Raw genomic sequence first — 24,153 nt, forward strand, 5'->3', positions numbered from 1 at the left:
AGATTTACTCTTTCGGTTTAAACCGTAACAGACGGTTGGCATTGCTCACTACGGTAATCGAAGAGAGCGCCATTGCCGCACCGGCGACGACCGGGTTGAGCAATGTACCGGTGAGGGGCCACAGAATACCGGCGGCCACCGGGATACCGATACTGTTATAGATAAATGCCCCCAGCAGGTTCTGCTTCATGTTACGCAGCGTGGCGCGTGAGATGGCAAGCGCATCCGCCACCCCCATCAGACTATGGCGCATCAACGTGATGGCTGCGGTTTCAATGGCCACATCGCTGCCGCCGCCCATCGCAATACCCACATCGGCCTGCGCCAGCGCCGGTGCATCGTTGATACCATCGCCCACCATGGCGACCTGACGCCCCTGACTTTGCAGGCGCTTGATTGCATCGGCTTTGCCGTCCGGTAAGACGCCCGCAATCACCTCATCAATGCCCGCCTCTTTGGCAATCGCGTTGGCGGTTGTGGGGTTATCACCGGTTAACATCACCAGACGGTAGCCCGCACGATGCAGACGCTGGAGCGCCGCCACGCTGTCGCTGCGCAGGGGGTCACGTACCGCCAGTAAGGCCGCCGCTTTGCCGTCGATAGCCAGCAGTACCGGGGTTGAACCCTGTGACGCACGGGCTGAAATCTCCGCGTCCATTTCAGTGGTATCCACCTGCTGTTCATTTAACAGCGCCTGGTTGCCCAGCAGCAGGGTATGCCCCTCCGCTTCACCACTCACGCCTAAACCGCGCAGCGTCCGGAAACCCTTCACCTGCGGCAGCGTTGATTCTGCTGCTTTTTCCAGAATGGCGCGGGCCAGCGGGTGGCTTGAGCCTTGTTCAAGGGCTGCCGCCAGGCGCAGCGCCTGGGCTTCATCTGTTGTGCCAAAGGTTTTGATTGCCACCACCTGCGGTTTCCCTTCGGTCAGCGTGCCGGTTTTATCAAAGACCACCGTATCCAGCGTACTGGCGCGTTGTAAGGCATCGGCATCCCGGACCAGCACGCCAAATTCGGCGGCGCGGCCCACGCCGGAAATAATCGACATCGGCGTTGCCAGCCCCAGCGCACACGGACAGGCGATGATCAGCACCGTCGTGGCAATCACCAGCGTGTAGACAATTTGCGGCGCCGGGCCAAAGAAATACCAGATAGCGGCGCTGAACAGCGCAATCACCACCACGACGGGCACAAAGACGGCAGAAATTTTATCGGCCAACTGACCGATTTCCGGCTTGCTGCTCTGCGCCTGGCGTACCATGCGGATAATCCGCGACAGGGTGGTGTGGCTGCCGACCGCGCTGGCGCGAAACAGCACGCTACCGTCCTGAACGACCGTCCCGGCATGCACGTTGTCGCCTTCGCCTTTTTGTTGCGGGATCGGTTCACCGGTGAGCATGGCTTCATCCAGCCAGGCTTCGCCCTGGGTGATTTCACCGTCTACCGGCACCCGATCGCCGGTGGTCAGTCGCAGTAACATACCGGCCTGAACGTCGGCCAGTGGTACGCTTTTTTCACCCTCTTCGGTGACGACGCGCGCTGTCGGCGGCGTTAAATCGAGGAGTTTTTCCAGCGCCTTAGAAGAGCGCTGACGGGCGCGCGCTTCCAGCATGTGTCCGAGGTTAATCAGACCGATGATCATCGCGCTCGCTTCATAATAGAGATGGCGCGCTTCCATCGGGAACCACTGCGGCCACAGGTTGACGCTCATTGAGTAGAGCCAGGCCACCCCGGTACCGAGGGCGACCAGCGTATCCATCGTGGCGGCGCCGTTCATCAGGCTCTTCCACGCGCTGCGATAGAAATGGCCGCCTGCAAAGACCATCACGGCGAGGGTGGCGAGACCAATTGCGAGCCACAGGCTGCGGTTATCGGCGGTGACCATCATGTTGTCGCCGATCATCCCCCAGACCATCACCGGTACGCCGACCAGCAGCGCGACAATCGCCTGCCAGCGAAAGCGCTTCATGGTGGCGACGGCGGTCTCCTGCTGACGTTCACGGCGTTTCGCATCATCTTCAATGGCTTCTGCGCTGTAGCCAGCTTTTTCCACCGCCTGCACTAAATCTGCGGCGGACGCGCTGCCCATGACCAGCGCAGTGCGTTCCGCCAGGTTTACCCGTGCCTGCGTGACGCCCGGTACGTTTTGCAACGCATTTTGTACCCGGGAAACACAGCTGGCGCAGCTCATGCCGCTTAACAGCAGTTGTTGGCTGTCATCATCGGCCGTTGCTGCCGGAAGCTCAGGAGGGACCGCTGCCAGCGCTTCCGACGGGGTTGATGACTCCGCCAGCGGTTTAGCCTTTGGGTGGCTTAACTCCGCACCATAACCGGCTTGTTTGATGGTGTCGATCAACGCTTCGGCGCTGGCGCTACCGGTGACGTGCGCTTCAGTCACGGTGACGTCCGCCTGTTCCACGTCCGGGCGCTGCTCAAGACTCTCTTTTACGCGTTTGACGCAGTGACCACAGGACAGGCCGTCCAGGGTCAGGTCGATGGTGTGAGACATAACAAAACTCCTTTAAAATGGTCAGATAGTTATTGACCTGAGTAATCGTATTGACTAACTGTTATAAAGGTTAAACCTTCCATCAAGGGGAAGGTCAAGCCCGGAGTTTGCATTTGTATATGGGATATCAAATCATTCACTGTACTGATGGATATTTCTTGATTTTTATCAAGTAATTGTCGCTGTTTTCTTCTGTTTAGCAGATTGTATTTTTACACATCTAAATATGCTGAATGTATTTCTCTTAAAATGGTGTTTTAAATGTGATGAAGATCTCTTTATTTAGCTTAAAAGATTAGCAAACAGAATGATTTAATAAATGCAATTAATTTCATTATAAGTCGATTTAATAAGTCTATTTGTTGACAATTAAAGGCCAAATTTTGTAATCTGAAACTGAATTAAAACCGATTATCTAGCAATTTGACTATTCTGTAACAATTAAGCAGGAGGCTTTATGTCTACAAAGTTATGGGGCGGGCGTTTTGATATGCCAACAAATAAATTAGTTGAATCCTATAATGCAACTATTATGTTGGAACAACGCTTGTGTCCCTTTGATATTCAGGGGAGCATAGCTCATGCCACGATGTTGGGGCGTCAGGGAATAATCACGCAGGATGAAGCCAATGCAATTATTGGCGGATTAAAACAGGTAAATAAGGAGATTGACGACGGTCAATTCATTTTCGATACTGTTGATGAAGATATTCATATGGCTATTGAAAGGCGGATGACTGAAATTATCGGACCCGTTGGTGGAAAACTCCATACGGGGCGGAGTCGTAATGACCAGACTACCGTTGATTCTAAAATGCATATGCGAGCAACCATTCGTGAAATTCAACAGGATATTACTAACCTACAAAAAATAATAATTAACAAAGCCGAAAATAATATTAATGCGATAATGCCGGGCTATACCCATTTACAAACTGGTCAGCCCATTCTTTTATCTCACTGGATTATGGCATATTACTGGATGCTACGTCGTGACTGGAATCGATTTGAAGATCTCTATCAGCGTATGGGTGAGTGTCCCTTAGGCGCAGCGGCTCTTGCCGGTACGACTTTCCCTATTGATCGTGACTTTACGGCCCATGAGCTTGGTTTTGATAAACCGACTGAGAACAGCATTGATTCCGTCAGCGATCGCGACCATATGGTCGAATTCACCGCTGCAGCAGCGATGTGCTTTATGCATCTTACTCGCCTTTCAGAGGAGCTGGTTTTATTCTCTAGCCAGGACTTTAAGTTTATTGAACTTTCTGATGATTTCTGTACTGGTTCCAGCATCATGCCGCAGAAAAAGAACCCTGATGTGGCTGAAAAAATGCGCGGGAAAGGTGGCCGTATGTACGGAAATCTGATGGCCATGCTGACCATTATGAAAGGGATACCGCTCGCGTATAATACGGACATGAGCGAGGATAAAGAGCAGGTCTATGATTCTATGGATACACTACAGACTAGCCTAAAAATTATGGCTCCTATGCTCGATAAAATGGTTATTCTTGCCGAAAATACTCGTGCTGCAGCAGCCCGGGGGTTCTCGAATGCAACAGATATGGCCGATTACCTGGTCCGTAAAGGTATTCCTTTCAGGGAGGCTCACCATGTCGTTGGCAGTGCGGTGAATTATTGTATTAAACATAAGAAAATGTTAGAAGAGCTCACTATGGAAGAGTTCTCCGCATTTGATAATAAAATCGAAAGTGATATTTATGAGAGTATTTCTCTGGAAGCCTGCATTAAAGCCAGAATGTCTTATGGTGGAACCGGGCCTGATGCTGTTAAAAAGCAGATTGAGATTGCCAAATCATATTTAAAATAATTCAGAATATAATAATCAATGCCTCCCGGATGCAATGTCCGGGAGTCTCTTTGAGGTGAAGAAATGGACGCTTTATTTTTTATACAATTGTTTATTGTACTAGCCTGTATTGGTATCGGTGGAAGATACGGCGGAATGGGGCTTGGCGCTGGTGGGGGGTTAGGGGTTGTAATATTAGTTTTGGGCTTTGGACTAAAACCTTCTTCACCATCCATAACTGCAATGTTAATTATTATTTGTGTTATTGGTGCTGTTAGTATATTGCAGGCCGCCGGAGGATTAGATTATTTGGTAAGAGTCGCCGAAAAGTTACTTCGCAAGAAACCACAGGCGATAACTTTTGTTGCACCAATATTAACTTCCGTATTTACGCTATTTTGTGGAACGACTTATGTCGCGTTCTCCTTGTATCCTGTGATTGCTGAAGTTGCCGCTGAAGCAAAAGTACGTCCGGAGCGTGCGTTATCCGCAACGGTAATTGCAGCCAGTGTGGCAGTTGCTGCCAGTCCTATGAGCGCGGCGACGGCCGGTATGCTGGCTATTCTGCATGAATATGCTGGGATCACGCTTGGACAAATACTATCGATTGCTCTCCCTTCATTTTTTATGGCTGCAATTGTTACCAGCTTTTCAGTCTACAAGCGCGGTAAAGAGCTGGAAGACGATCCTGAATTTCAACGGCGTGTTGCGGCAGGTGAGTATGAGTTCATGCACGACGAGCAGAAAAAAGAGTATGTCGCTACACCAGGCGCAAGAAAAGGGGTCGCTATCTTTGCCATTGCTGTGGTGCTAGTCCTTATTCTCGGATCTTTTACTGAACTTCTTCCTTCATGGGATGGAAAAAGACTATCAACCCCAATGGTCATTCAGATGATCATGCTGACCGCCGCTTTATTTATCATGATTGTGGGTAAAGTTCCGAGCAGTACGCTGAATAGCGGTTCTGTATTCCGTGCTGGTTTGATGGGGGTTGTAGCAATACTTGGTGTTTCGTGGATGACTGCAACCTTTTTTGATGCTTACCAGGCAGAACTGATCAATGTTTTTGGCGGTCTTGTGAATGGTGCGCCAATGCTGTTTGGCGTAGTCGTATTCTTGTTTTCTCTGGTGATCATGAGTCCGGCTGCGACGGTAGCGGCAATTATGCCATTAGGCGTCACTTTGGGTATTCCGGCTCCGTATCTTATCGCTATTTTTGCCTGTACTTGCGGTGATTTTATTATACCAGGGGCAAATCAGATTGGTTGCGTGGCGTTTGACAGAACGGGCACGACCAAAATTGGACGCTTTGTTGTTAATCATAGTTATATTCGTCCTGGTTTCGTCATGGTTCTCTCACAGGTAATCTTTGCTTATTTAATTGCGCAGGTTGTCCTTTAGTTCTGGGCGAAGAGAGATACAGTGATTGTACGTTGACGTGAATGACTGGCATCCCCTCTGTTTTATTCAGAAGGGGATGTCGCAGGGATAATATTTCGGCACTATATGATTTTGGCAAAGAGGAAGCAGAAAAGGGTAGACGCCAGAACGGTGACCAGACCAGGTAACATGTAACTGTGATTTACCACATACTTACCAATGCGAGTTGTTCCAGTCCTGTCAAACGCCACGCATCCAATTTGTGCTCCACCTGGAATAATAAACGATCCACACGTTACCGGAAGTAATGCTATCAACGTTTCAGCCGGGTATCCCATTAATACGCCAGCAGGTAATAATGCCACTGCAGTTGCTGCAGGGCTGTAAATCACAGCGGAAAGACCAAACACAATCACACCGAATAGCACGGGGTTATGAAAACCGTGGAAAGCTGTATTAAATAATTCATGCCATGCTTCAAAGAAAGAGTTCATCATCCATGAAAGGCCAAATATAGCAACGACACCGACCAGGCCTGCCTTAAAAACAGAACCTGAATCAAGTTTCGAAGGAGAAATTCGACACACCATCATAATGATACACGCTGTTGTCAGCATGATTATTTGCAATGCGGTTGGGATGCTCATGCGCTCTATGCCGGAACCGGTGTTCCATACCGGTCGTAATTGAGGAATAGATCCCATAATAACAACCAAAATGATGCCGGTAAGAAAAATCAGCAATCCTCTCTTCGCTTCTTTTGTCACTATGTTTGCCGTACGTTCTTCAGCCTTTACTGACTCAAATTCACCTTCAGCAACCCTGCGTTGAAATTCCGGATCATTTTCAAGCTCATGACCTCTTTTAAAGACAAAAAGACAGCCAACAAGGCAGCCAAGAAAGGTTCCGGGTACGGTGACTAACAAAATATCCAAAGCAGATATGTGCAATCCGGCAAGGACTGCAATTGTTCCCGTTACGACTGCACTGACCGGGCTGGCAATGAGTCCAAAATTGGCGGCAATAACTGACATCGACATTGCTCGCTCCGGCCGCACTCGGGCATCTGCTGCGATTTCTGCAATGACCGGGTAAACGGAAAAGGCGACGTATCCTGTTCCACATATAGCCGTAAAAAGATAAGCGACCGCTGGCCCCAGAAAAGTGATTGCACCAGGCCATTTTCTCAGAATTCTTTCAGCCATCGTAACGAAGAGATCAAGGCCACCAGCCGCCTGAAGGATAGTGATACAAGTAATAACTGCAAGAATAATAGAAATGACAGTAATAGGAGGGGAGTCGGGAGGGAGGCCAAATCCAAAGGTCAGAATAGCGAGCCCTAATCCGCCAGCAGCGCCTAACCCAATCCCCCCAAAGCGCCCGCCTATACCAATACATGTAAGAACTATCGCAAACTGAATTACGAATAAAACCATAATTAATTCCTTTTTGTTAACAAATATTTTAATATTATTCTAATAATGATTGGTTATAATTTTATCATGATAGTGTATAAAGTAACCTAATTTATTATATTATTTATACTTATGAATGTAGTAACACTGTAATCAGAGAGTGTTTATGGATAAGAAAAACGAACTGTTTGAAAGTATTAAAGATTATCTACTTGATGATGCTAACCGTAAAGCTGATGGCCGTATTGAAACAGAAACTGAACTCGCAACTCGTTTTAATACATCACGATATAAAATCCGTCAGGCGCTCAGTACCCTTGCGCAGATGGGTATGCTTGAGCGTGCCCCTCGCCGAGGCAGCGTGTTGAAAAATGTGGGACAAAGCAGCATTAACAATCAGCTGCTGATGCAGTTCGATCTGTCTGGTTTTGACATCACAGAATTTACAGAGGCGAGGATCCTGATTGAGTGTGCGATCATTCCACTGGCAACCCGCCGAATATTTCCGGCCATGCTCTCGAAACTTGAAAATGAACTGAGGCTGATAGAGGAAAATGCAGACAATCCGCAAGAAGCCGATCAACACGATCGGGATTTTCATCTGCTCTTGCTACAGGCAAGCGGCAATCGCGTTCTGCAGGTTTTCTCTGATGTATTAATTACTTACTTTGAGAAAACGAGAGAGTCATTACCGGCTAACGATCGTCAATATTTCCTGGATAGCGCGACAAAACAGAGGGAAATATTGTCATACATTAGAAAAGGTGATGCGCAGATGGCTTCAGAACTAATGCGCACCCATCTGCTGGAGAAGAAATTATAAATTGTTTGTGTTCAAAAAAATGGGACGTCAGGTTGGAGAATTTCTTTATTTATCGACCCGTCCTTTAGTGGCTTTCCTGCTGCGAGGTTGACTCGGATCGTATCAGAACTATAAGGGAGAAGGATGTGCGTTATAATGAGACTCGGCTCTTCAATGATCTGATGGGGGAAATGTGAATATTAGCGATGTGGCGAAAAAAACCGGGTTAACCAGCAAAGCGATTCGATTTTATGAAGAGAAAGGGCTGGTGACGCCGCCGCTGCGTAGCGAAAATGGATATCGCACGTACACCCAGCAACATCTGAATGAACTGACGTTATTGCGTCAGGCGCGTCAGGTGGGATTTAACCTGGAAGAGTGCGGCGAACTGGTGAATTTATTTAACGACCCGGGACGGCACAGCGCAGATGTAAAAAAGCGTACGCTGGAGAAAGTCGCCGAAATTGAACGGCACATCAGCGAGCTACAGGCGATGCGCGGGCAACTGCTGGCGCTGGCGGATTCCTGTCCTGGCGACGACAGCGCAGAGTGCCCGATTATCGATAATCTTTCTGGCTGCTGTCATCACAAAACTCAGGCTTAGTTGCCAGCTGTTTGAGCATAAACACCACGGTGCCGCGATACCAGGGAGAGGTTCTGAGTTGCGCGTCGTCCTGCGCGTCCCAACTTCCGTTTTGCACCAGCCCGAGCTTAAAGGGAATGCGCAGCCGCTGCAGCGCGGGCAAATAGTGCGCATAGTTGTCGACCGTATGACGCCCCTGATAGCTTTGCACCACCAGTTCATCCACCGGCAGCGCGTTGAGGGTGTCGATATCACCCGTTTTCGCCCAGTCCAGCAGCCCGGTCACGCCAAGGGCAAACTCGGGCGGTAACTGCTGGCGCAACTGACGCAAAAAAACCGCATAGTCCGCCAGTTGATGAGTGGCGGCGTCAAAATCGACCTGCAAGCCAATGACCTGGTTGCCCATTTTTTGCCAGCGCTGCATCAGGTGGATAATCCGCGCCGGGATCGCTTCCGGCACGTCAAGCGTTGTAAAACGCACGGTGAGCCAGAGAGTCGGAAACGTCAGGCGACTCACCGGCAACCCCAGACGCTGAAAGACCACCTCGCCTGAGCGCGTCAGTACCTCGCCCTGATGCAGGTAGACCGTTTGCGCATTTTTCAGGTCAGCGCTGGCTTTGACGCCAGACCACAGCCAGAACGCCTGATGTTGGTGGGCATTGACCGTCTCTGCCGCCTGCGACTGACCTGTCAGCAGTGCGATTACCAGTAGTACTTGAGCTTTTGTGCCCACGGGCTACCCGGATATTCTGTTTTCAACTGCGTGAACCAGCCTTTGCGCTGTACTTTATCGACCTCTTCGCCGCCGCACTCATTCATCCCGGACGGCGAATAGCACATGATGGCCCGGTAGAGGGCGTAGCTTTTATCCTCGGGTTCCGCTTTCGGTGAGGCGATAACCTGCTGGTAGTAGCTCTGGCGATCAAACTGGCCATACGGATGTTTGCGGTCGATGGCTGCCTCCAGCGCCGCGTTTCCCTCACCGTCTTTCCATAAATCGACATGGGTTTGCGTGGTGCGGAAAAATTCGCCGAGGCAATTGAGGGCATGCGCGTCGTTGGCTTTTTTGCTCAGGACGCCTACCGTTTCGCTCAGGCCACGACAGACGTATCCGGCATCCGCCGCGCTGCCATTCCAGTCAAAGACGCTCAGATTCACATCGTCGAACGCCTCGCCGATGACCGGCGGTGTAATCGCCTTCACAAGTTTGATGTCGGTTAACCAGTCGCTAAAACGGTTTTCGGTAAGATCGCGAACCAGCAGGGTGTGCAGGGCGATGGTGCGTTCTTCATTATTCGTTCCCTGGGTCGCCTGCTGGCGCAACAGCTCAAGTGGAGCCTGCGTTTTCAGAACCCGGGAGCGGAATCGCAGGTTGGTCACCGGACTTTGCGGGGCAAAAATCGCGTTAATCTCGTTGTTATAAACCAGCGTTGCCGCCAGTTTTGCCTGGAGATACTGCTGCTGCTCGTTATCCTGGCTGAGTTTCAGCAGCTGTTGCCAGAAATCACGCGCCGCCTGCCACTGTTGTTGTCCCATCATCGCTTCGCCGTACAGCACCTGCTCACTGAAGGCGAGAATATCATGGGCCGGGAGCTGTTTTGCCGGGGTGATGGCCTGAACGATCGCGGCGTGGTTGCCCGTCGTCATCCACAGATTGAGCTGCAGGTTGTGCCACAGCGGCGCTTTTCCGCCTTTCTCAAATGCCGGTTTGCTGCTGTCGAGGAAGGCTTGCGTCAGCGTTGGTTTATTGTCGCTGTTCGGGCGCAGCGCGCGTAATAATTCGATGTAGCTTATCTGGAGCGCATCAGGGAATGCTTCCGTGAACGGGGCGTTGTAGAAGCGCATGCCGTACACATTATCGTATTCAGTCACCAGACGACGCAGTGCGTCAGGATCTTTTGCCTGCTGGAATGTCTGCTCATACAATGCCGCCAGTTGTGGCCACGCTTGCTGATACCAGTTGATACGGCGCAGCATGCCGCGAGCCGAATCGGCATACAGGCCTTGCGGCCAGCGTTGCAGATAGCGCTGTGCGGCTTCTTGCGCCTGGTTTGCGAACTGCTGGTCTATCTTGCTGATATCAAAATCGCCATATTCGCCGGTACTGTGCTGGGTACTCTTGTTCAGCGCCGTGCGCATCAGCATGTATTGCGCCGTCTCTTCCAGCCACGGATTTTTGCTGTTCACCAGGGCGGTGAAATCCTGCTCTGCGGATTTGTAGTCTTCAGTGTAGAAATAGGTGGCACCGGTCAGATACGTTTTGTACAGCAGGGCGGAGGAATCTGCCGGAAGCGTTGCAAGCGCTTCAGAGACCTGCCCTGTTGTGGCGCCACCCCAGATTGCCATGCGCGCCTGCGCCAGCGCATGACGTTGTTCCGGCGTAAGCGTAGCGTCATTGATAAGCGCCGTGAAAAACTGACTCACGCCGTCGCTGCTATTCGAGACGTAGCGGTTTTCCAGGCCGCTGTCGTTTTCGCTCAGACGCGCGATCTCCGCCGGATCGATTTGCAACGCCGTTGCTTGCTGAGTCAGCGTTGGGTTCTCGCTGGATACCACGGTTGGCGAAGAGGGGGCGCTCACGGCATCCCATTGCGGATGATAGGCAAAATAGTAATCGCGGGAACGAGTGATATCCGCAGGCATCGACTGCACGGGGAGTTCGAATGATTTTGCTTCGCTGAATAACCGCAGCAGGTTGTCGCGGGTATCATTTCCGGGAGTGAGTACGGGGACGCCTTTCAGCAGGCAATTTTTGCTGCTCCACGTGCAGTCTTCGATATCGAAAGAGGCGAATGCCTGTGGCGCACCCGCCAGCAGCGCGCAGAGGGCGAGTGTAAGAGGAGTCTTCCTGGCCATAATAGTATTTATTCCCTGATGATTATTGTTCTGATAATACCGATTTGATTTTCAACGTAATGCCTTCTACAGCGATCACTTCGACATGTGTACCGGCAGTGAGATCCTGATCGGCGCTGACGGGCCAGGAGCTGTCGCCGACCCGCATGTGCCCATGCCCGTTGACCAGCGTAGTGTCCAGAATAAACCGACGCCCAACCAATTGTTGTCCGCGTTGATTGAGATGGTTGTCTGACGGTTTTTTCTCACCGACGCGCCGCGTCAGCCACTTCCACCAGAACCACGCTGCCAGCAGGGTTAACACAGAAAACAGCGTTCCCTGCCACTCCCAGCCGAGAGGTAGGAGCCAGACCGTTAATCCGGTGATCACCGCCGCCACGCCGCTCCAGAGCAGATAGCCGTTACCGCCGAGCATCTCAGCGGCCAGTAACAGACCGCCGAGGCTGAGCCAGAAAAGATGCGGATGTACCAGAATCATTTCAATCATGGGTTTTTCCGTTCGCTGGCGCTGTCCTTAATCAGTTCGGTGATCCCGGCAATGGAGCCCATCAGACTGCTGGCATCGAGCGGCATCATCACCACTTTACTGTTGTTAGCCGAACCAATTTTTTGCAGCGCTTCGGTGTATTTCTGCGCCACGAAATAGTTAACGGCCTGAATGTTTCCGGAGGCGATAGCCTCAGAAACCATTTGCGTGGCGCGGGCTTCCGCTTCGGCGGAGCGTTCGCGGGCTTCTGCCTGTAAAAATGCCGACTGACGGTCACCTTCGGCGATCAAAATTTTTGACTGTTTCTCACCCTCGGCTTTGACGATCTCCGCCTGGCGGATCCCCTCGGCTTCCAGGATATAGGCACGTTTGGTACGTTCCGCTTTCATCTGCGCGTTCATGGCGTCGATCAACTCCGCCGGAGGACGAACATCGCGGATCTCAATGCGGGTAATTTTGATACCCCACGGGTTGGTGGCTTCATCAACAATGTGTAACAGGCGCGTATTGATGTTGTCGCGCTGGGAGAGCATTTCATCAAGCTCCATTGAGCCCAGCACGGTACGGATGTTCGTCATGGTTAGATTGATGATGGCCAGCTCCAGATTACTGACTTCATATGCGGCTTTCGGCGCATCAATCACCTGGATAAAACAGACCGCATCAATCGAAACGTTGGCGTTATCTTTCGAGATGACTTCCTGAGATGGAATATCGAGCACCTGTTCCATCATATTGATTTTTCGGCCAATGCGATCCATAAACGGGACCACGAGACTCAGACCCGGCTGCAGTGTATTGGTATAGCGACCAAACCGCTCTACGGTCCACTGGTATCCTTGCGGAACGATTTTGACGCCAGCACCGACAATCACCAGTGCGACGAAAATAAGAATCGGGATAAAGATAAGCATCGATAAACCTCCTGTAGTGTTGTCCATGTCAAAAACGATTTTTATTGTCTCTGTTAATCAATTATACCTGATTAATCATAGTGAGTTACCTCCTGGTCATTAGAGGGATACACTACATTTTTGCCAGAAACATGAAAAACGGATGTGTAATGAAAGAAGAAAGCATTTTGCTCCAGCTAAAAAGGGTGGGATACCAGGCCGGAGCTACCAACATTCTGAATAACATCAGTTTTAATCTTAGGGCGGGGGAGTTTAAGCTGATTACCGGCCCTTCAGGATGTGGTAAGAGCACGCTGCTAAAAATTGTAGCATCGCTGATAAGCCCAAGCCATGGCGAGATCTATTTTGCCGGGGATGAGATAACAACCCTGAATCCCGAGCACTATCGCCAGCAAGTCTCTTATTGCGCCCAGACGCCCGCGCTGTTTGGCGACACGGTTTACGATAATCTGATCTTCCCGTGGCAGATCCGCCATCAACGGCCGGATCCTGACGCATTTGCCGCCGATCTGGCGCGCGTTGAATTACCGCAAGCGATCCTGACCAAGAGTATTACTGAACTTTCGGGTGGTGAGAAACAACGGATCGCCTTAATCCGCAACTTACAGTTTCTGCCTAAAATACTGCTGCTGGATGAAATTACCAGCGCGTTGGATGAGAGTAATAAACGCAATGTGAACGATCTTATCCATCATTATGTCCGCGATAAAAATATCGGCGTGTTATGGGTCACTCACGATAAAGATGAAATAAACCATGCGGATAAAGTGATCACACTCCAGCCTCATGCTGGAGAAATGCAGGAGGCAACCTATGAACGAGCATAATATTACGAATGAATCTCTGGCATTCGCGATGATGCTGGTAGTGGTGGCGATAATGATTAGCCACAAAGAAAAACTGGCGCTGGAGAAAGAGATTCTCTGGAGCATCTGCCGGGCGGTGGTTCAGCTTGTTATTGTGGGGTATGTCTTAAAATACATATTCGGCGTTAATCATGCCGTTTTGACCATTTTGATGGTGTTATTCATCTGTTTTAACGCGGCGTATAACGCGCAAAAACGCAGTAAATATATCGGCAAAGCCTTTATCTCATCGTTTATCGCTATTACGTCCGGCGCAGGTTTAACGCTGGCAGTATTAGTGCTTTCTGGCTCCATTGAATTTGTTCCCATGCAGGTGATCCCCATTTCCGGCATGATTGCGGGGAACGCGATGGTGGCCGTCGGTCTGTGTTACAACAATCTCGGTCAGCGATTCACTGGCGAACAACAGCAGATTCAGGAAAAACTCAGCCTGGGCGCAACGCCGAAAATGGCGTCTGCCGGACTTATCCGCGACAGCATTCGCGCGTCGCTTATTCCGACCATAGATTCGGCGAAAACGGTGGGCCTGGTGAGTTTACCGGGGATGATGTCGGGGCTTATTTTTGCCGGTATCGACCCGGTGAAAGCGATTAAATATCAGATAATGGTGACCTTTATGCTGCTCTCAACCGCCAGCCTGTCGACCATTATCGCCTGCTATTTAACCTACCGGAAGTTTTACAATTCGCGCCACCAGCTGGTGGTGGCGCAACTGAAGAAGTCGTGATGGTTTAGCGGATGGCGGCCTGCAGACAGGCATAATCCTGTAGGCCGGATAAGCGATAGCGCCATCCGGCATCAATCAATAGAGCAGGGCGTACAGCTGGCGGCGGTATTTTGAGGCCAGCGCGTCGCCAGTCCCCAGCGCCGCGAGAATTTCCTGGAACGTTTTACGGGCCTGACCCTCAGCGGCAGAGAGATCTTTTTTCAGATGGCTGAACAACAGTTCCAGCGCTTCTTCATTACGCCCCACCTGATGCAGCTGTAGCGCCAGTTGCGCGGCCAGCGCGGCATCCTGCGGGTGTTCTGCAACTTGTTGCTGCAAATGCTGAATTTCCGGGGTGTCCGCTGCCTGTTTCAGCAGTTCAATTTGTGCGACCAGCCCCTGATAACGGGTGTCCTGATCCTGCAATGGCACGGTCTTCAATACCGCTTCGGCATCTTCAGAGCGGTTGAGGGCAATTTGCGTTTCCGCCAGCAGCAGACCGATTTCACTGTTCTGGCTGGAGAGCTGCCAGGCGTCTTTCAGCAGCGGCAGCGCCTCTGCGTAGTTGCCTTCCTGCATCAGCTGTATCGCCTGCTGCGCTTTCAGCTCTTCTTCACGCGGCAGCACTTTGTCGAGCAGCGCGCGGATGACTTCTTCCGGCTGCGGCCCCTGGAAACCATCTACCGGTTGACCGTTCTGGAACAGATACACAGTTGGGATGGCGCGCAGACCAAACTGGGAGGCGATCATCTGCTCCGCGTCGCAGTCCAGTTTCGCCAGAATAAACTGACCGTTGTATTGCGCAACCAGGCTTTCCAGCACGGGCGTCAGTTGCAGGCAGTGCTGACTACGCTCAGACCAGAAATAGAACAGGACCGGGGTGGTCATTGACTGTTCAAGGGTCTGCTGCAAATTGGATTCGTTAATGTTAACAATATTCTGTACGGACATGGAGTCGCTCTCTTTTGTCTATATTTCCTTTTACATGGGGGCTGAGACGCGTGCTTCAACTCACCCCTGTAAAATTTTGTCCATTATGCGCCCTGGCAGCAGGCGTTTAAGTAGCATGACGGCCCACGTCACCATCGTAACGGGGTAGCGTAATTTCGGTTTATCGCTTTCAAACGCGCGGCGCACTTTGGCGACAACGGCCTCCGGCCCCAGCGTAAAACGTGCGGCGATACCGGGGTTTTCTACCGGTTGGTCATTTTGCGTCTGGTTAACATTTTCTGTGAAGCGGGTGCGAATGGGGCCGGGTTCGATCAGACTGACTTTGATCCCGGTGTGGCGCAGTTCCATACGCAGCGCGTCTGACCAGGCCTCCAGCGCGTATTTGCTGGCCGCGTAAGCGCCGCGACCTGGCGTGGAAATCAGTCCCATCACCGAGGAGGTCATGACAATGCGCCCTTCGCGGTGGGGCAACATGGCGGGCAGCAGACGCATGGTGAGCTGATGTGCGCCGAAGAAATTGGTGGAAAACTGTTGTTCCATCTGCTCGCGGCTGATGGTTGAGAGCGGGCCATAAACGCCATAACCGGCATTATTAAAGATCCCATACAAACAATTATCGGTCAGGGCGAGCACTTCCTGGGCGGCGCAATCCACGCTTTCGGGGGAATCCAGATCCAGCAGAATACCGGTGAAGCCCATACTGTTCATGCGAGCGACGTCTTCGGGTTTGCGGCAGCCCGCCAGGATTTGGAAACCCTGGCGCTTGAGTTCCAGGGCGCTTTCCAGACCGATTCCGCTGGAACATCCTGTTATTAAGACCGATTTTTGCATAACTTTACCTGTCAGGATCTCCGTTGACTTACGAGTCGTGGTTAACTAATGGCGTCAATTGTTTCGCCATCCAGTCGGCGATAAACGGTTGAGCGTCGCGATTAGGGTGAATGCCGTCGTCCTGCATCCATTGGGGTTTCAGATAAACCTCTTCCATAAAAAAGGGCAGGAGTGGAATATCGAACTCTTTGGCAAGTCTGGGATAGATGGCGCTAAAGGTTTCATTATACCGACGACCGTAGTTTGCGGGCAGACGTATTTGCATCAGCAGCGGTTTGGCGTTTGCGGCTTTGACGTCTTGCAATAATTTACGCAGCGTTTGCTCCGTTTGCTGAGGCTGGAACCCGCGTAAACCGTCATTGCCGCCCAGTTCTACCAGCACCCAACGGGGTTGATGTTGTTGTAGTAACCCGGGCAGGCGCGCCAGCGCTTGTTGCGAGGTATCACCACTGATACTGGCGTTGACCACCGTTGTTTTGGTCTGCCATTTATCATGCAGGAGCGCCGGCCAGGCGGCATTGGCCGACATGCGGTATCCGGCGCTCAGGCTGTCGCCCAGAATCAGTAACGTATCCGCTGCGGCGGCGCGGAAGGTTAACAGAATCAGGAACAGGAAGGGCAGATGCCAGCGGAAAACATTGTTGAAGTTCATCATCTTAAGAAGTCCGTCGGTCAGGGGGAGCATGAGCTTTCCATCCTTACCGGAGTTGAACTGGTTGTCAAACGCGGCGATACCCTTGCGCTGATTGGTGAGTCGGGGTCGGGGAAATCCACCTTACTGGCGATTCTGGCAGGCCTCGATGACGGCAGTAGCGGCGAGGTGAGCCTTGTAGGCAAACCGTTGCACGCGATGGACGAAGAAGCGCGGGCGCAGCTACGCGCACAGCATGTTGGGTTTGTTTTTCAGTCCTTTATGCTGATCCCCACGCTGAACGCGCTGGAAAACGTCGAGCTGCCCGCGTTGTTGCGCGGTGAGAACAGCGGTCAAAGCCGCGCAGGCGCGAAAGCGCTACTCGAACAGCTAGGATTGGGAAAACGGCTGGACCACCTCCCGGCGCAGCTTTCCGGCGGAGAACAACAGCGCGTGGCGCTGGCGCGGGCCTTCAATGGTCGTCCGGACGTGCTGTTTGCCGACGAGCCAACAGGCAATCTCGACAGACAAACCGGCGATAAGATTGCCGATTTGTTGTTCTCACTCAATCGCGAACATGGCACGACGCTGATTCTGGTGACGCACGATCCGCAACTGGCGGCACGCTGCGACAGGCGTCTGCGGCTGGTCAATGGGCAGTTGCAGGAGGAGGCATGATTGCACGCTGGTTCTGGCGCGAATGGCGCTCCCCGTCATTACTGATTGTCTGGCTGGCGCTGAGTCTGGCGGTGGCGTGTGTGCTGGCGCTTGGCAAGGTCAGCGATCGCATGGAAAAGGGGCTCAGTCAGCAAAGTCGCGAGTTTATGGCGGGAGACAGGGCGCTGCGCAGTTCTCGCGAGGTGCCGCAGGCGTGGATTGAGCAAGCGCGCAAATGCGGGCTGAAGGTGGGAGAACAACTGACGTTCGCCACCATGACCTTCGCAGGCGATACGCCGCAACTGGCGAATGTCAAAGCGGTAGACAGTGTCTATCCGATGTACGGCGAACTACAAACCGACCCGCCAGGGCTAAAACCACAACCCGGTTTTGTACTGCTGGCACCGCGCCTGATGGTGCTTCTCAATCTGAAAATCGGCGACACCCTTGATGTCGGTGACGCAACGCTGCGCATTGCCGGGGAGGTGGTTCAGGAGCCGGATTCTGGTTTTAACCCTTTCCAGATGGCGCCGCGGCTGATGATGAATATCGCCGATGTTGAAAAAACGGGGGCGGTGCAGCCGGGGAGTCGCGTCACGTGGCGCTATAAATTTGGTGGAACGGCGCAGCAGCTCGACGGTTATGAAAAATGGCTGCTGCCGCAGCTTAAGCCAGAGCATCGCTGGTACGGACTGGAGCAGGACGACGGGGCGCTGGGTAAATCGCTGGAACGCTCGCAACAATTCCTGCTGCTTTCGGCGCTGTTAACGCTGTTGCTGGCGGTGGCTGCCGTTGCCGTTGCGATGAGCCATTACTGTCGTAGCCGCTACGATCTGGTCGCCATTCTCAAAACGCTGGGGGCTGGTCGCGCGCAATTACGTAAGCTGATCATCGGTCAGTGGTTAATGGTGCTGGCGCTTTCTGCGGTCACGGGCGGTGGCGTTGGGCTGCTGTTCGAAAAGGTGCTGATGGTATTGCTCAGGCCCGTTTTGCCTGCTGAGTTGCCCCCAGCCAGTCCCTGGCCATGGCTTTGGGCACTTGGGACGATGACCGTCATCTCTCTGTTGGTCGGGCTACGTCCCTACCGACTGCTGTTAGCGACACAGCCGCTGCGGGTGTTACGCCGTGATGTGGTGGCGAACGTCTGGCCGCTGAAAATCTATCTTCCGGTCGTGAGCATGGTGGTCGTCGCTCTGCTTGCCGGGTTAATGGGCGGCAGCATGCTGCTGTGGGCGGTTCTGGCGGGTGCGGTGGTGCTAGCGCTCCTGTGCGGGGTATTAGGCTGGATGTTGCTGAATGTCCTGCGTGGCCTGACATTAACCTCGCTGCCGTTACGGTTAGCAGTGAGTCGACTGCTGCGCCAGCCCTGGTCCACGCTGAGCCAGCTCTCCGCGTTTTCGCTCTCCTTCATGCTACTGGCGCTACTGCTGGTGCTGCGCGGCGATTTACTGGATCGCTGGCAGCAACAAATGCCGCCGGAAAGCCCAAATTACTTTCTGTTAAACATTGCGACTGAACAAGTGACGCCGCTGAAAGCGTTCCTCTCGGAGCATCAGGTGATCCCCGAAGCGTTCTACCCGATTGTGCGGGCGCGACTGACGGCCATTAACGGGAAACCCACGGAGGGGAATCAGGATGAAGCGCTTAACCGCGAACTGAATCTGACCTGGCAGGATATTCGCCCAAACCATAATCCGATCACGGCCGGAAACTGGCCACCAAAGGTTGGGGAAGTCTCGATCGAAGAGGGGCTGGCGAAACGCCTGAAGATAGGCCTCGGGGATTCCGTGACCTTTATGGGCGATACCCAGGAGTTCAGCGCGAAAGTCACCAGTTTGCGCCGGGTGGACTGGGAAAGTCTGCGCCCCAATTTCTTCTTTATTTTCCCCTCTGGCGCGCTGGATGGGCAGCCGCAAAGCTGGCTCACCAGTTTTCGCTGGGAGAACGGCAACGGCATGCTGACACAGTTGAACCGGGAGTTTCCCACTGTCAGTCTGCTGGATATTGGCGCGATCCTCAAACAGGTGGCCCAGGTACTGGATCAGGTGAGTCGGGCGCTGGAGGTGATGGTGGTTCTGGTGACCGCCTGCGGCATGCTGCTGTTACTGGCGCAGGTGCAGGTTGGTATGCGCCAGCGTCATCAGGAGCTGGTGGTCTGGCGAACGCTGGGGGCGGGTAAAAAACTGCTGCGAACCACGCTGTGGTGCGAGTTTGCCATGCTGGGACTGGTTTCCGGGCTGGTGGCGGCCATTGGCGCTGAAACGGCGCTGGCCGTGTTGCAAACCCGCGTTTTTGACTTCCCGTGGGAGCCTGACTGGCGACTGTGGATCGTGCTGCCCTTTTGTGGCGCGCTGTTACTCTCCGTTTGCGGCGGATGGCTAGGCGTTCGTCTTTTGAAAGGTAAAGCGCTGTTCCGTCAATTCAGTAATTAATTCATATGTGTGATGGTTGCGCGCCGGTTTTTATACTGGCGCGTACCCATTATGTGGCACAAATTGATAACTCCTTGATATTTAGTAGCACAAATCATTAAAAACCCGCCAACACAGCAGTATCAATAAAAGTTAATATTCACTTGATGAATAATTAGCAGGCTATCCCCGTCAGAACTCATGTCGCCTGGTGACGCGTGTGCGTCAGCCAATCGCGTGAATTTTTCAGGGTAAATCTATCAAGGAACAATGATGAATATAAAAACAACAGCGCTGGCGGCATCGATCGGCGCAGCAGTGGCATTGACGTCTTTCGCCTCTCAGGCGGAAATCACGGTTCTGAAACAGGATCCTCAGGCGGGTAATCCTCTGAGCCGTCTCAACTTCACCGTCGGCGGGAGTATTCGTCCGCAGTTCCAGAATATGGCTGGCGATGATGGTGCAAATGGGTATAAGCGTAATGGGTTTGACGGCGGTACACGTTTCCGTTTCGCCGCCGATTACTACCTGTTTGATGACATTAGCTGGGTCAGCTACTACGAGCTGGGCGTGAACTTCCCGGCGATGTTCAACTGGGACAACCACTACGCGGATGGTGCCAACGACACGACCCGTCGTATGTTATACACCGGTCTGAAAAGTGATACCTGGGGTACGCTGACCTTCGGTCAACAGAACAGCATTTACTATGATGTGGTCGGGGCGAAAACCGATATCTGGGACTATGACATGATCGGTCAGGCACCGGGTAACGGGATTAACGGCGACTACGATGGTTCGTACCGCACCCGTAAATCTCTGAAATATAAGAAAGCGGTGGGGGATGTTGATCTCTACGCGTCTTATCTGTTCAGCGACGACTACAACCCGAACAATGGCCTGAAATACAAACGTAAAGGCGGCGGCTCTCTGGGTGTGGATTATCACATCACAGACGATCTGACCTGGGGTACGGCGTGGAACTACACCCGTGCGGAGATGCGTGGCAACGACAGCAAAACCTACGACCAGAACATCGTCGGTACAGCATTTAGCTGGACGCCTGACAACTGGACCTTCTCCATGGGTGGCGGCTGGTATCAGAACTTCATGACCACCAAAAAAGTGTCTGTTAATGATTACTTTGCCGGTGATGCGTGGGGTCTGGAATACTTTGCGGGCTATACATTCCCGATTGGCCAGTATGCGGTGAAATCCATCCAGCCTTACTTTATGGGCGATCGTATTGAATACGTGAATGGTCGTGATTATCTGCGCACCGACAACGGTGTGGGGATCAGCTTCCAGCTGGATTATGGTTTCCGTGTTGATTACGAACACGTCTTTACCTCCAGCACCGACGATCTGGGTGATATGAACCTGGTGCGTCTGCGTTACGACTTCTAAGTCTGACACTGTGCCCGGTGGCGCTACGCTTACCGGGCCTACAAAATATATGCCGGATGAGGCAATTGCTGCCATCCGGCATTTTTTTAGTGGCTTAGCCACTCTCCGACGTCATCAAACGTGCCGCGAAAAACAATTTTCTCTGCTTTCTTTTCGAGCTGATAGCGATACATCGGGTCGTAATACTCTTCCAGCAGCGGAACCAGCCAACTGAAATGCGCCTCGGTGCTGCCGGTGCTCTGCTGTTCAGCCAGGGCAATATCGAGCGCGGTGGTCAATTCTTTAAATCGTTGCAGACCCAGCCGACGCTGAATGGCTGACAGCCCGTGGTGCAAATATTCGCTGTATTCCTGCCAACCGTGCTCTTCGCCGTACGCGTGAGTAAAGTCATGATGCATACGCACGAAATACTCTTCACGCAGCCGTTCCAGACGCAATTCAAAGGGATCGTTAACCACCGCAATGACCGCCTGTGCCATACGCTCGCGCAAGCATTCCGGCAGATGGTTCGAGCCAATCATCCGGCCTTCGTCCTCCAGCACCCATAAACGCGGCGTCTGGCGCGCATCGACCTTGAGCAACTCACTTGCCAGCAGGTTTTCAAAACTGGCCTGACTGAGTTGCGGCAACAGCGTACGGCCAAATGAGGAGCCGCGATGGTGCGCCAGCCCTTCGAGATCGATACCGTTGGGCTGCTGTTGTACCAGTTGCGTCTTGCCGCTGCCGGTACAGCCGCCAATTAAGACGATGGGCTTTTGCACCAGTTCTTCGGTGAGGCGGATGGCAGACTGGCGTAACGCTTTATAGCCGCCCTTGATCAGCGGGTAGTCAATACCTGACTCACGCAGCCATTGCTGAACAATGTGCGAGCGTTGGCCGCCGCGCGCGCAGCAAAGATAGCCGGTGGGCCGTTGTTGACACGCTTCTCGCCAGCCATCCAGCCGCTGTTGGCGAAGTTCGCCGGAAACCAGTTGATGACCAAGCTTGAGTGCGGCCTCTGGTCCCTGGCGCTTGTAGCAGGTGCCGACGGCGGCGCGCTCTTCATCATTCATCAAGGGCAGGTTAATGGCTGCGGGCATGGCGCCCTGGGTGAATTCGCCTGGGGCGCGTACATCGATTAAAGGCGTGTCGGCGGTGAGGATCGCGCGATAATCCGTTCCATCGTTCATGGGAGATCCTGATAAAACAAAACAGCAATGGGCAGGATTTTACGCGCTGAGAGAGGGGCCGGGAAAGGATAAGTTCTATTTCCCGGCATTTTTCTGGGTTATATGAGCTTACTTTGCGCCCAAATGATGCCGCTGGCGTAGTCTGGCGGCAGTAATGGCGCCAGTGCCTCCAGCGTGGCGTTAAGGCGCGCGGTGTCGCTGTCGGTCAGGTTCAGGTGACCCACCTTACGCCCCGGGCGAACCTCTTTGTCGTACCAGTGCAGATGCACTAACGGCAGTTTCAGCCAGTCATAATTCAAAGGACTGCCAATCAAATTCACCATCACCGATGGGCTGTTCACCACCGGCGTCGGTAATGGCAGTCCCGTGATGGCGCGCAGGTGCAGCTCAAACTGACTGATGCTGGCGCCGTTTTGCGTCCAGTGCCCGCTGTTATGCACGCGCGGGGCCAGTTCGTTGATCAACAGCCCTTCTGAGGTGATAAAGCACTCCATCGCCATCACGCCAACGTAACCCAACTCCTGCATGATGGCGGAAAGCATGGCTTCCGCCTGTTCCTGCAATCGGGTGTTAGCCTGCGGAAACGCCACGCTGGTGCGCAGAATTCCGTCCTGATGCAGGTTGTGCGTCAGCGGATAAAATACGGTGCTGCCGTCGTGACCGCGTGCGCCAACTAATGACACTTCCCCGGAGAAGTTGATCCCCTGCTCGACAATACACTCGCCGTAGCAGTCATTCGGGAGTTGGTCAGTTTCATCATTGCGCAAGCGCCACTGCCCGCGACCGTCATAACCCCCGACGCGGCGTTTGACAATCGCCAGTTCGCCTAAGCGTTCGAAAATGTGCGGCCATTCGTCGCTCCCGGCCAGCAGTTGCCACGGTGCGGTGGCAAGGGAGAGTTTGTCAAAAAGCTGCTTTTGCGTGAGTCGGTCAGCGATAATTGGGAATACATCGCGGTTGACAAAGGCCGGGTGGCGCGCCAGTTCGCGGGTCAACGCGGTTTCTGGCCAGCGCTCAATTTCTGCGGTAATTACGCTTTGCTGAAAAGGAACAGCGGCAGGTTCGGCGTCCAGTCCCACTGGCCAGACGGCTATCCCTAACGGTTCACCGGCCTGGCGCAGCATCCGCCCTAACTGTCCGTTACCCAGCACGCAGACCTGCTTCATGCCGCACCCCGCGGATCTGGATTCTCCAGCACCTCATCCGTTTGCGCTTTACGCCAGTCATTCAAGCGCTGATGCAGCGCGCTGTCATGGGTCGCCAGAATTTGTGCTGCCAGCAGTGCTGCGTTCGCCGCGCCCGCTTTGCCAATCGCCAGTGTACCGACCGGAATACCGCGTGGCATCTGAACAATAGAGTAGAGGCTGTCAACGCCGCTCAGCGCCGCGCTCTGTACCGGAACGCCCAGCACGGGCACCAGCGTCTTCGCCGCAATCATGCCCGGCAAATGTGCGGCACCGCCAGCACCGGCAATAATCACCTGATAACCGTTCTCTTCGGCGCTTTCGGCGAAGCTGAACAATTTGTCGGGGGTGCGGTGAGCGGAAATAACTTCAACGTGGTGTGGAACGTTCAGGATTTCAAAGATTTCGGCGGCAAACTGCATGGTAGCCCAGTCGCTTTTGGACCCCATCACGATGGCGACACGCGCCGGATTATTGCGGGAAGACATGCGTCTGAAAACTCCTGTGGTGCGGGACACACTGCTTTTGAGGCCACAGAGAATAGCATGATAATCCGGCAAGGAAAACGGTTGCGCGGTTAAAGT

General features: G+C 52.9%; 21 protein-coding genes. 9 read left to right on the top strand and 12 right to left on the bottom strand.

The window, feature by feature from the left end; genetic code table 11:
- Positions 1-4: 4 nt before the first annotated feature.
- Positions 5-2,506, bottom strand: coding sequence for a copper-exporting P-type ATPase CopA (copA, locus tag AC07NP_RS00665; protein ID WP_494659261.1), 2,502 nt, complete (start codon positions 2,504-2,506; stop codon positions 5-7).
- A gap of 457 nt (positions 2,507-2,963) precedes the next feature.
- On the opposite strand from copA, the gene argH reads away from it, so the two are divergent.
- Positions 2,964-4,340: an argininosuccinate lyase gene (argH, locus tag AC07NP_RS00670; protein ID WP_494659262.1), complete on the top strand. Its 1,377-nt coding sequence runs from the start codon at positions 2,964-2,966 to the stop codon at positions 4,338-4,340.
- 63 nt (positions 4,341-4,403) lie between these two features.
- Entirely contained in the window at positions 4,404-5,720 is a 1,317-nt protein-coding gene (locus AC07NP_RS00675; protein WP_494659263.1) for an anaerobic C4-dicarboxylate transporter family protein, read from the top strand.
- A gap of 101 nt (positions 5,721-5,821) precedes the next feature.
- Here the strand turns inward: AC07NP_RS00675 and AC07NP_RS00680 are convergent, their stop codons facing one another.
- Positions 5,822-7,135 (bottom strand): anaerobic C4-dicarboxylate transporter family protein, encoded by a 1,314-nt coding sequence (locus AC07NP_RS00680; RefSeq protein WP_494659264.1) that lies wholly within the window; start codon positions 7,133-7,135, stop codon positions 5,822-5,824.
- Between the two features lie 145 nt (positions 7,136-7,280).
- Here AC07NP_RS00680 and AC07NP_RS00685 point away from each other — a divergent pair, with 145 nt between their 5' ends.
- The gene (locus AC07NP_RS00685) at positions 7,281-7,937 is read left to right on the top strand and encodes a FadR/GntR family transcriptional regulator (protein ID WP_494659265.1); all 657 of its coding nucleotides are present in this window, start codon (positions 7,281-7,283) and stop codon (positions 7,935-7,937) included.
- A gap of 172 nt (positions 7,938-8,109) precedes the next feature.
- Entirely contained in the window at positions 8,110-8,520 is a 411-nt protein-coding gene (gene cueR / locus AC07NP_RS00690; protein ID WP_494659266.1) for a Cu(I)-responsive transcriptional regulator, read from the top strand.
- Here the strand turns inward: cueR and AC07NP_RS00695 are convergent.
- Genes AC07NP_RS00695 through AC07NP_RS00710 form a run of 4 tightly spaced genes read right to left on the bottom strand, consistent with a single transcriptional unit; the run spans position 8,474 to position 12,756 of the window.
- A complete protein-coding gene (locus AC07NP_RS00695; protein ID WP_494659267.1) occupies positions 8,474-9,232 on the bottom strand; it encodes a DUF3142 domain-containing protein in 759 nt (252 codons plus the stop codon). The genes cueR and AC07NP_RS00695 overlap by 47 nt on opposite strands.
- Positions 9,202-11,355 carry a PA5441 family protein gene (locus AC07NP_RS00700; RefSeq protein ID WP_494659268.1) on the bottom strand — a complete coding sequence of 718 codons (2,154 nt, stop codon included), beginning with the start codon at positions 11,353-11,355 and terminating at the stop codon, positions 9,202-9,204. Before AC07NP_RS00700 ends, AC07NP_RS00695 begins: the two co-directional genes overlap by 31 nt.
- Positions 11,356-11,377: 22 nt before the next feature.
- Positions 11,378-11,842, bottom strand: a complete 465-nt coding sequence (locus AC07NP_RS00705; RefSeq protein WP_494659269.1) for an NfeD family protein — start codon at positions 11,840-11,842, stop codon at positions 11,378-11,380.
- Positions 11,839-12,756: an SPFH domain-containing protein gene (locus AC07NP_RS00710; RefSeq protein ID WP_203358614.1), complete on the bottom strand. Its 918-nt coding sequence runs from the start codon at positions 12,754-12,756 to the stop codon at positions 11,839-11,841. Before AC07NP_RS00710 ends, AC07NP_RS00705 begins: the two co-directional genes overlap by 4 nt.
- Before the next feature lie 149 nt (positions 12,757-12,905).
- On the opposite strand from AC07NP_RS00710, the gene fetA reads away from it, so the two are divergent.
- Positions 12,906-13,583 carry an iron efflux ABC transporter ATP-binding subunit FetA gene (gene fetA, locus AC07NP_RS00715; RefSeq protein ID WP_494659270.1) on the top strand — a complete coding sequence of 226 codons (678 nt, stop codon included), beginning with the start codon at positions 12,906-12,908 and terminating at the stop codon, positions 13,581-13,583.
- Positions 13,570-14,349: an iron efflux ABC transporter permease subunit FetB gene (fetB, locus tag AC07NP_RS00720; protein WP_494659271.1), complete on the top strand. Its 780-nt coding sequence runs from the start codon at positions 13,570-13,572 to the stop codon at positions 14,347-14,349. The genes fetA and fetB overlap by 14 nt, the downstream gene beginning before the upstream one ends.
- Positions 14,350-14,424: 75 nt before the next feature.
- Here the strand turns inward: fetB and AC07NP_RS00725 are convergent, their stop codons facing one another.
- Genes AC07NP_RS00725 through tesA form a run of 3 tightly spaced genes read right to left on the bottom strand, consistent with a single transcriptional unit; the run spans position 14,425 to position 16,765 of the window.
- Positions 14,425-15,279: a co-chaperone YbbN gene (locus AC07NP_RS00725; RefSeq protein WP_203358611.1), complete on the bottom strand. Its 855-nt coding sequence runs from the start codon at positions 15,277-15,279 to the stop codon at positions 14,425-14,427.
- A gap of 60 nt (positions 15,280-15,339) precedes the next feature.
- Positions 15,340-16,110 (bottom strand): SDR family oxidoreductase, encoded by a 771-nt coding sequence (locus tag AC07NP_RS00730; protein ID WP_494659272.1) that lies wholly within the window; start codon positions 16,108-16,110, stop codon positions 15,340-15,342.
- Between the two features lie 28 nt (positions 16,111-16,138).
- The gene (tesA, locus tag AC07NP_RS00735; protein WP_494659273.1) at positions 16,139-16,765 is read right to left on the bottom strand and encodes a multifunctional acyl-CoA thioesterase I/protease I/lysophospholipase L1; all 627 of its coding nucleotides are present in this window, start codon (positions 16,763-16,765) and stop codon (positions 16,139-16,141) included.
- Between tesA and ybbA the strand changes: the two genes are divergently transcribed.
- The 3 genes from ybbA to AC07NP_RS00750 all read left to right on the top strand — a co-directional run bounded on the left by ybbA (position 16,733) and on the right by AC07NP_RS00750 (position 21,216).
- The gene (gene ybbA / locus AC07NP_RS00740) at positions 16,733-17,419 is read left to right on the top strand and encodes a putative ABC transporter ATP-binding protein YbbA (RefSeq protein WP_203358608.1); all 687 of its coding nucleotides are present in this window, start codon (positions 16,733-16,735) and stop codon (positions 17,417-17,419) included. The genes tesA and ybbA overlap by 33 nt on opposite strands.
- Entirely contained in the window at positions 17,416-19,830 is a 2,415-nt protein-coding gene (ybbP, locus tag AC07NP_RS00745) for a putative ABC transporter permease subunit YbbP (RefSeq protein WP_494659274.1), read from the top strand. Before ybbA ends, ybbP begins: the two co-directional genes overlap by 4 nt.
- A 252-nt stretch (positions 19,831-20,082) precedes the next feature.
- Positions 20,083-21,216 carry a porin gene (locus tag AC07NP_RS00750; RefSeq protein ID WP_494659547.1) on the top strand — a complete coding sequence of 378 codons (1,134 nt, stop codon included), beginning with the start codon at positions 20,083-20,085 and terminating at the stop codon, positions 21,214-21,216.
- Between the two features lie 86 nt (positions 21,217-21,302).
- Here AC07NP_RS00750 and mnmH read toward each other — a convergent pair whose 3' ends face one another.
- From mnmH to purE, 3 genes are all read right to left on the bottom strand, one after another.
- A complete protein-coding gene (gene mnmH, locus AC07NP_RS00755) occupies positions 21,303-22,385 on the bottom strand; it encodes a tRNA 2-selenouridine(34) synthase MnmH (RefSeq protein WP_494659275.1) in 1,083 nt (360 codons plus the stop codon).
- Positions 22,386-22,483: 98 nt separating this feature from the next.
- Positions 22,484-23,551, bottom strand: a complete 1,068-nt coding sequence (gene purK, locus AC07NP_RS00760) for a 5-(carboxyamino)imidazole ribonucleotide synthase (RefSeq protein ID WP_301696598.1) — start codon at positions 23,549-23,551, stop codon at positions 22,484-22,486.
- Positions 23,548-24,057 (bottom strand): 5-(carboxyamino)imidazole ribonucleotide mutase, encoded by a 510-nt coding sequence (purE, locus tag AC07NP_RS00765; protein WP_203358604.1) that lies wholly within the window; start codon positions 24,055-24,057, stop codon positions 23,548-23,550. Before purE ends, purK begins: the two co-directional genes overlap by 4 nt.
- Between the last annotated feature and the right edge of the window lie 96 nt (positions 24,058-24,153).

Source organism: Citrobacter sp. GW821-FHT07H02 (assembly GCF_059418505.1).

Bases quoted from the DNA above. Each gene is read 5' to 3' on its own strand.
- copA (WP_494659261.1), bottom strand. From the start codon at position 2,506: ATGTCTCACACCATCGACCTGACCCTGGACGGCCTGTCCTGTGGTCAC.
- argH (WP_494659262.1), top strand. From the start codon at position 2,964: ATGTCTACAAAGTTATGGGGCGGGCGTTTTGATATGCCAACAAATAAA.
- AC07NP_RS00675 (WP_494659263.1), top strand. From the start codon at position 4,404: ATGGACGCTTTATTTTTTATACAATTGTTTATTGTACTAGCCTGTATT.
- AC07NP_RS00680 (WP_494659264.1), bottom strand. From the start codon at position 7,135: ATGGTTTTATTCGTAATTCAGTTTGCGATAGTTCTTACATGTATTGGT.
- AC07NP_RS00685 (WP_494659265.1), top strand. From the start codon at position 7,281: ATGGATAAGAAAAACGAACTGTTTGAAAGTATTAAAGATTATCTACTT.
- AC07NP_RS00700 (WP_494659268.1), bottom strand. From the start codon at position 11,355: ATGGCCAGGAAGACTCCTCTTACACTCGCCCTCTGCGCGCTGCTGGCG.
- AC07NP_RS00705 (WP_494659269.1), bottom strand. From the start codon at position 11,842: ATGATTGAAATGATTCTGGTACATCCGCATCTTTTCTGGCTCAGCCTC.
- AC07NP_RS00710 (WP_203358614.1), bottom strand. From the start codon at position 12,756: ATGCTTATCTTTATCCCGATTCTTATTTTCGTCGCACTGGTGATTGTC.
- fetA (WP_494659270.1), top strand. From the start codon at position 12,906: ATGAAAGAAGAAAGCATTTTGCTCCAGCTAAAAAGGGTGGGATACCAG.
- fetB (WP_494659271.1), top strand. From the start codon at position 13,570: ATGAACGAGCATAATATTACGAATGAATCTCTGGCATTCGCGATGATG.
- AC07NP_RS00725 (WP_203358611.1), bottom strand. From the start codon at position 15,279: ATGTCCGTACAGAATATTGTTAACATTAACGAATCCAATTTGCAGCAG.
- AC07NP_RS00730 (WP_494659272.1), bottom strand. From the start codon at position 16,110: ATGCAAAAATCGGTCTTAATAACAGGATGTTCCAGCGGAATCGGTCTG.
- ybbA (WP_203358608.1), top strand. From the start codon at position 16,733: ATGCCAGCGGAAAACATTGTTGAAGTTCATCATCTTAAGAAGTCCGTC.
- tesA (WP_494659273.1), bottom strand. From the start codon at position 16,765: ATGATGAACTTCAACAATGTTTTCCGCTGGCATCTGCCCTTCCTGTTC.
- ybbP (WP_494659274.1), top strand. From the start codon at position 17,416: ATGATTGCACGCTGGTTCTGGCGCGAATGGCGCTCCCCGTCATTACTG.
- AC07NP_RS00750 (WP_494659547.1), top strand. From the start codon at position 20,083: ATGAATATAAAAACAACAGCGCTGGCGGCATCGATCGGCGCAGCAGTG.
- mnmH (WP_494659275.1), bottom strand. From the start codon at position 22,385: ATGAACGATGGAACGGATTATCGCGCGATCCTCACCGCCGACACGCCT.
- purK (WP_301696598.1), bottom strand. From the start codon at position 23,551: ATGAAGCAGGTCTGCGTGCTGGGTAACGGACAGTTAGGGCGGATGCTG.
- purE (WP_203358604.1), bottom strand. From the start codon at position 24,057: ATGTCTTCCCGCAATAATCCGGCGCGTGTCGCCATCGTGATGGGGTCC.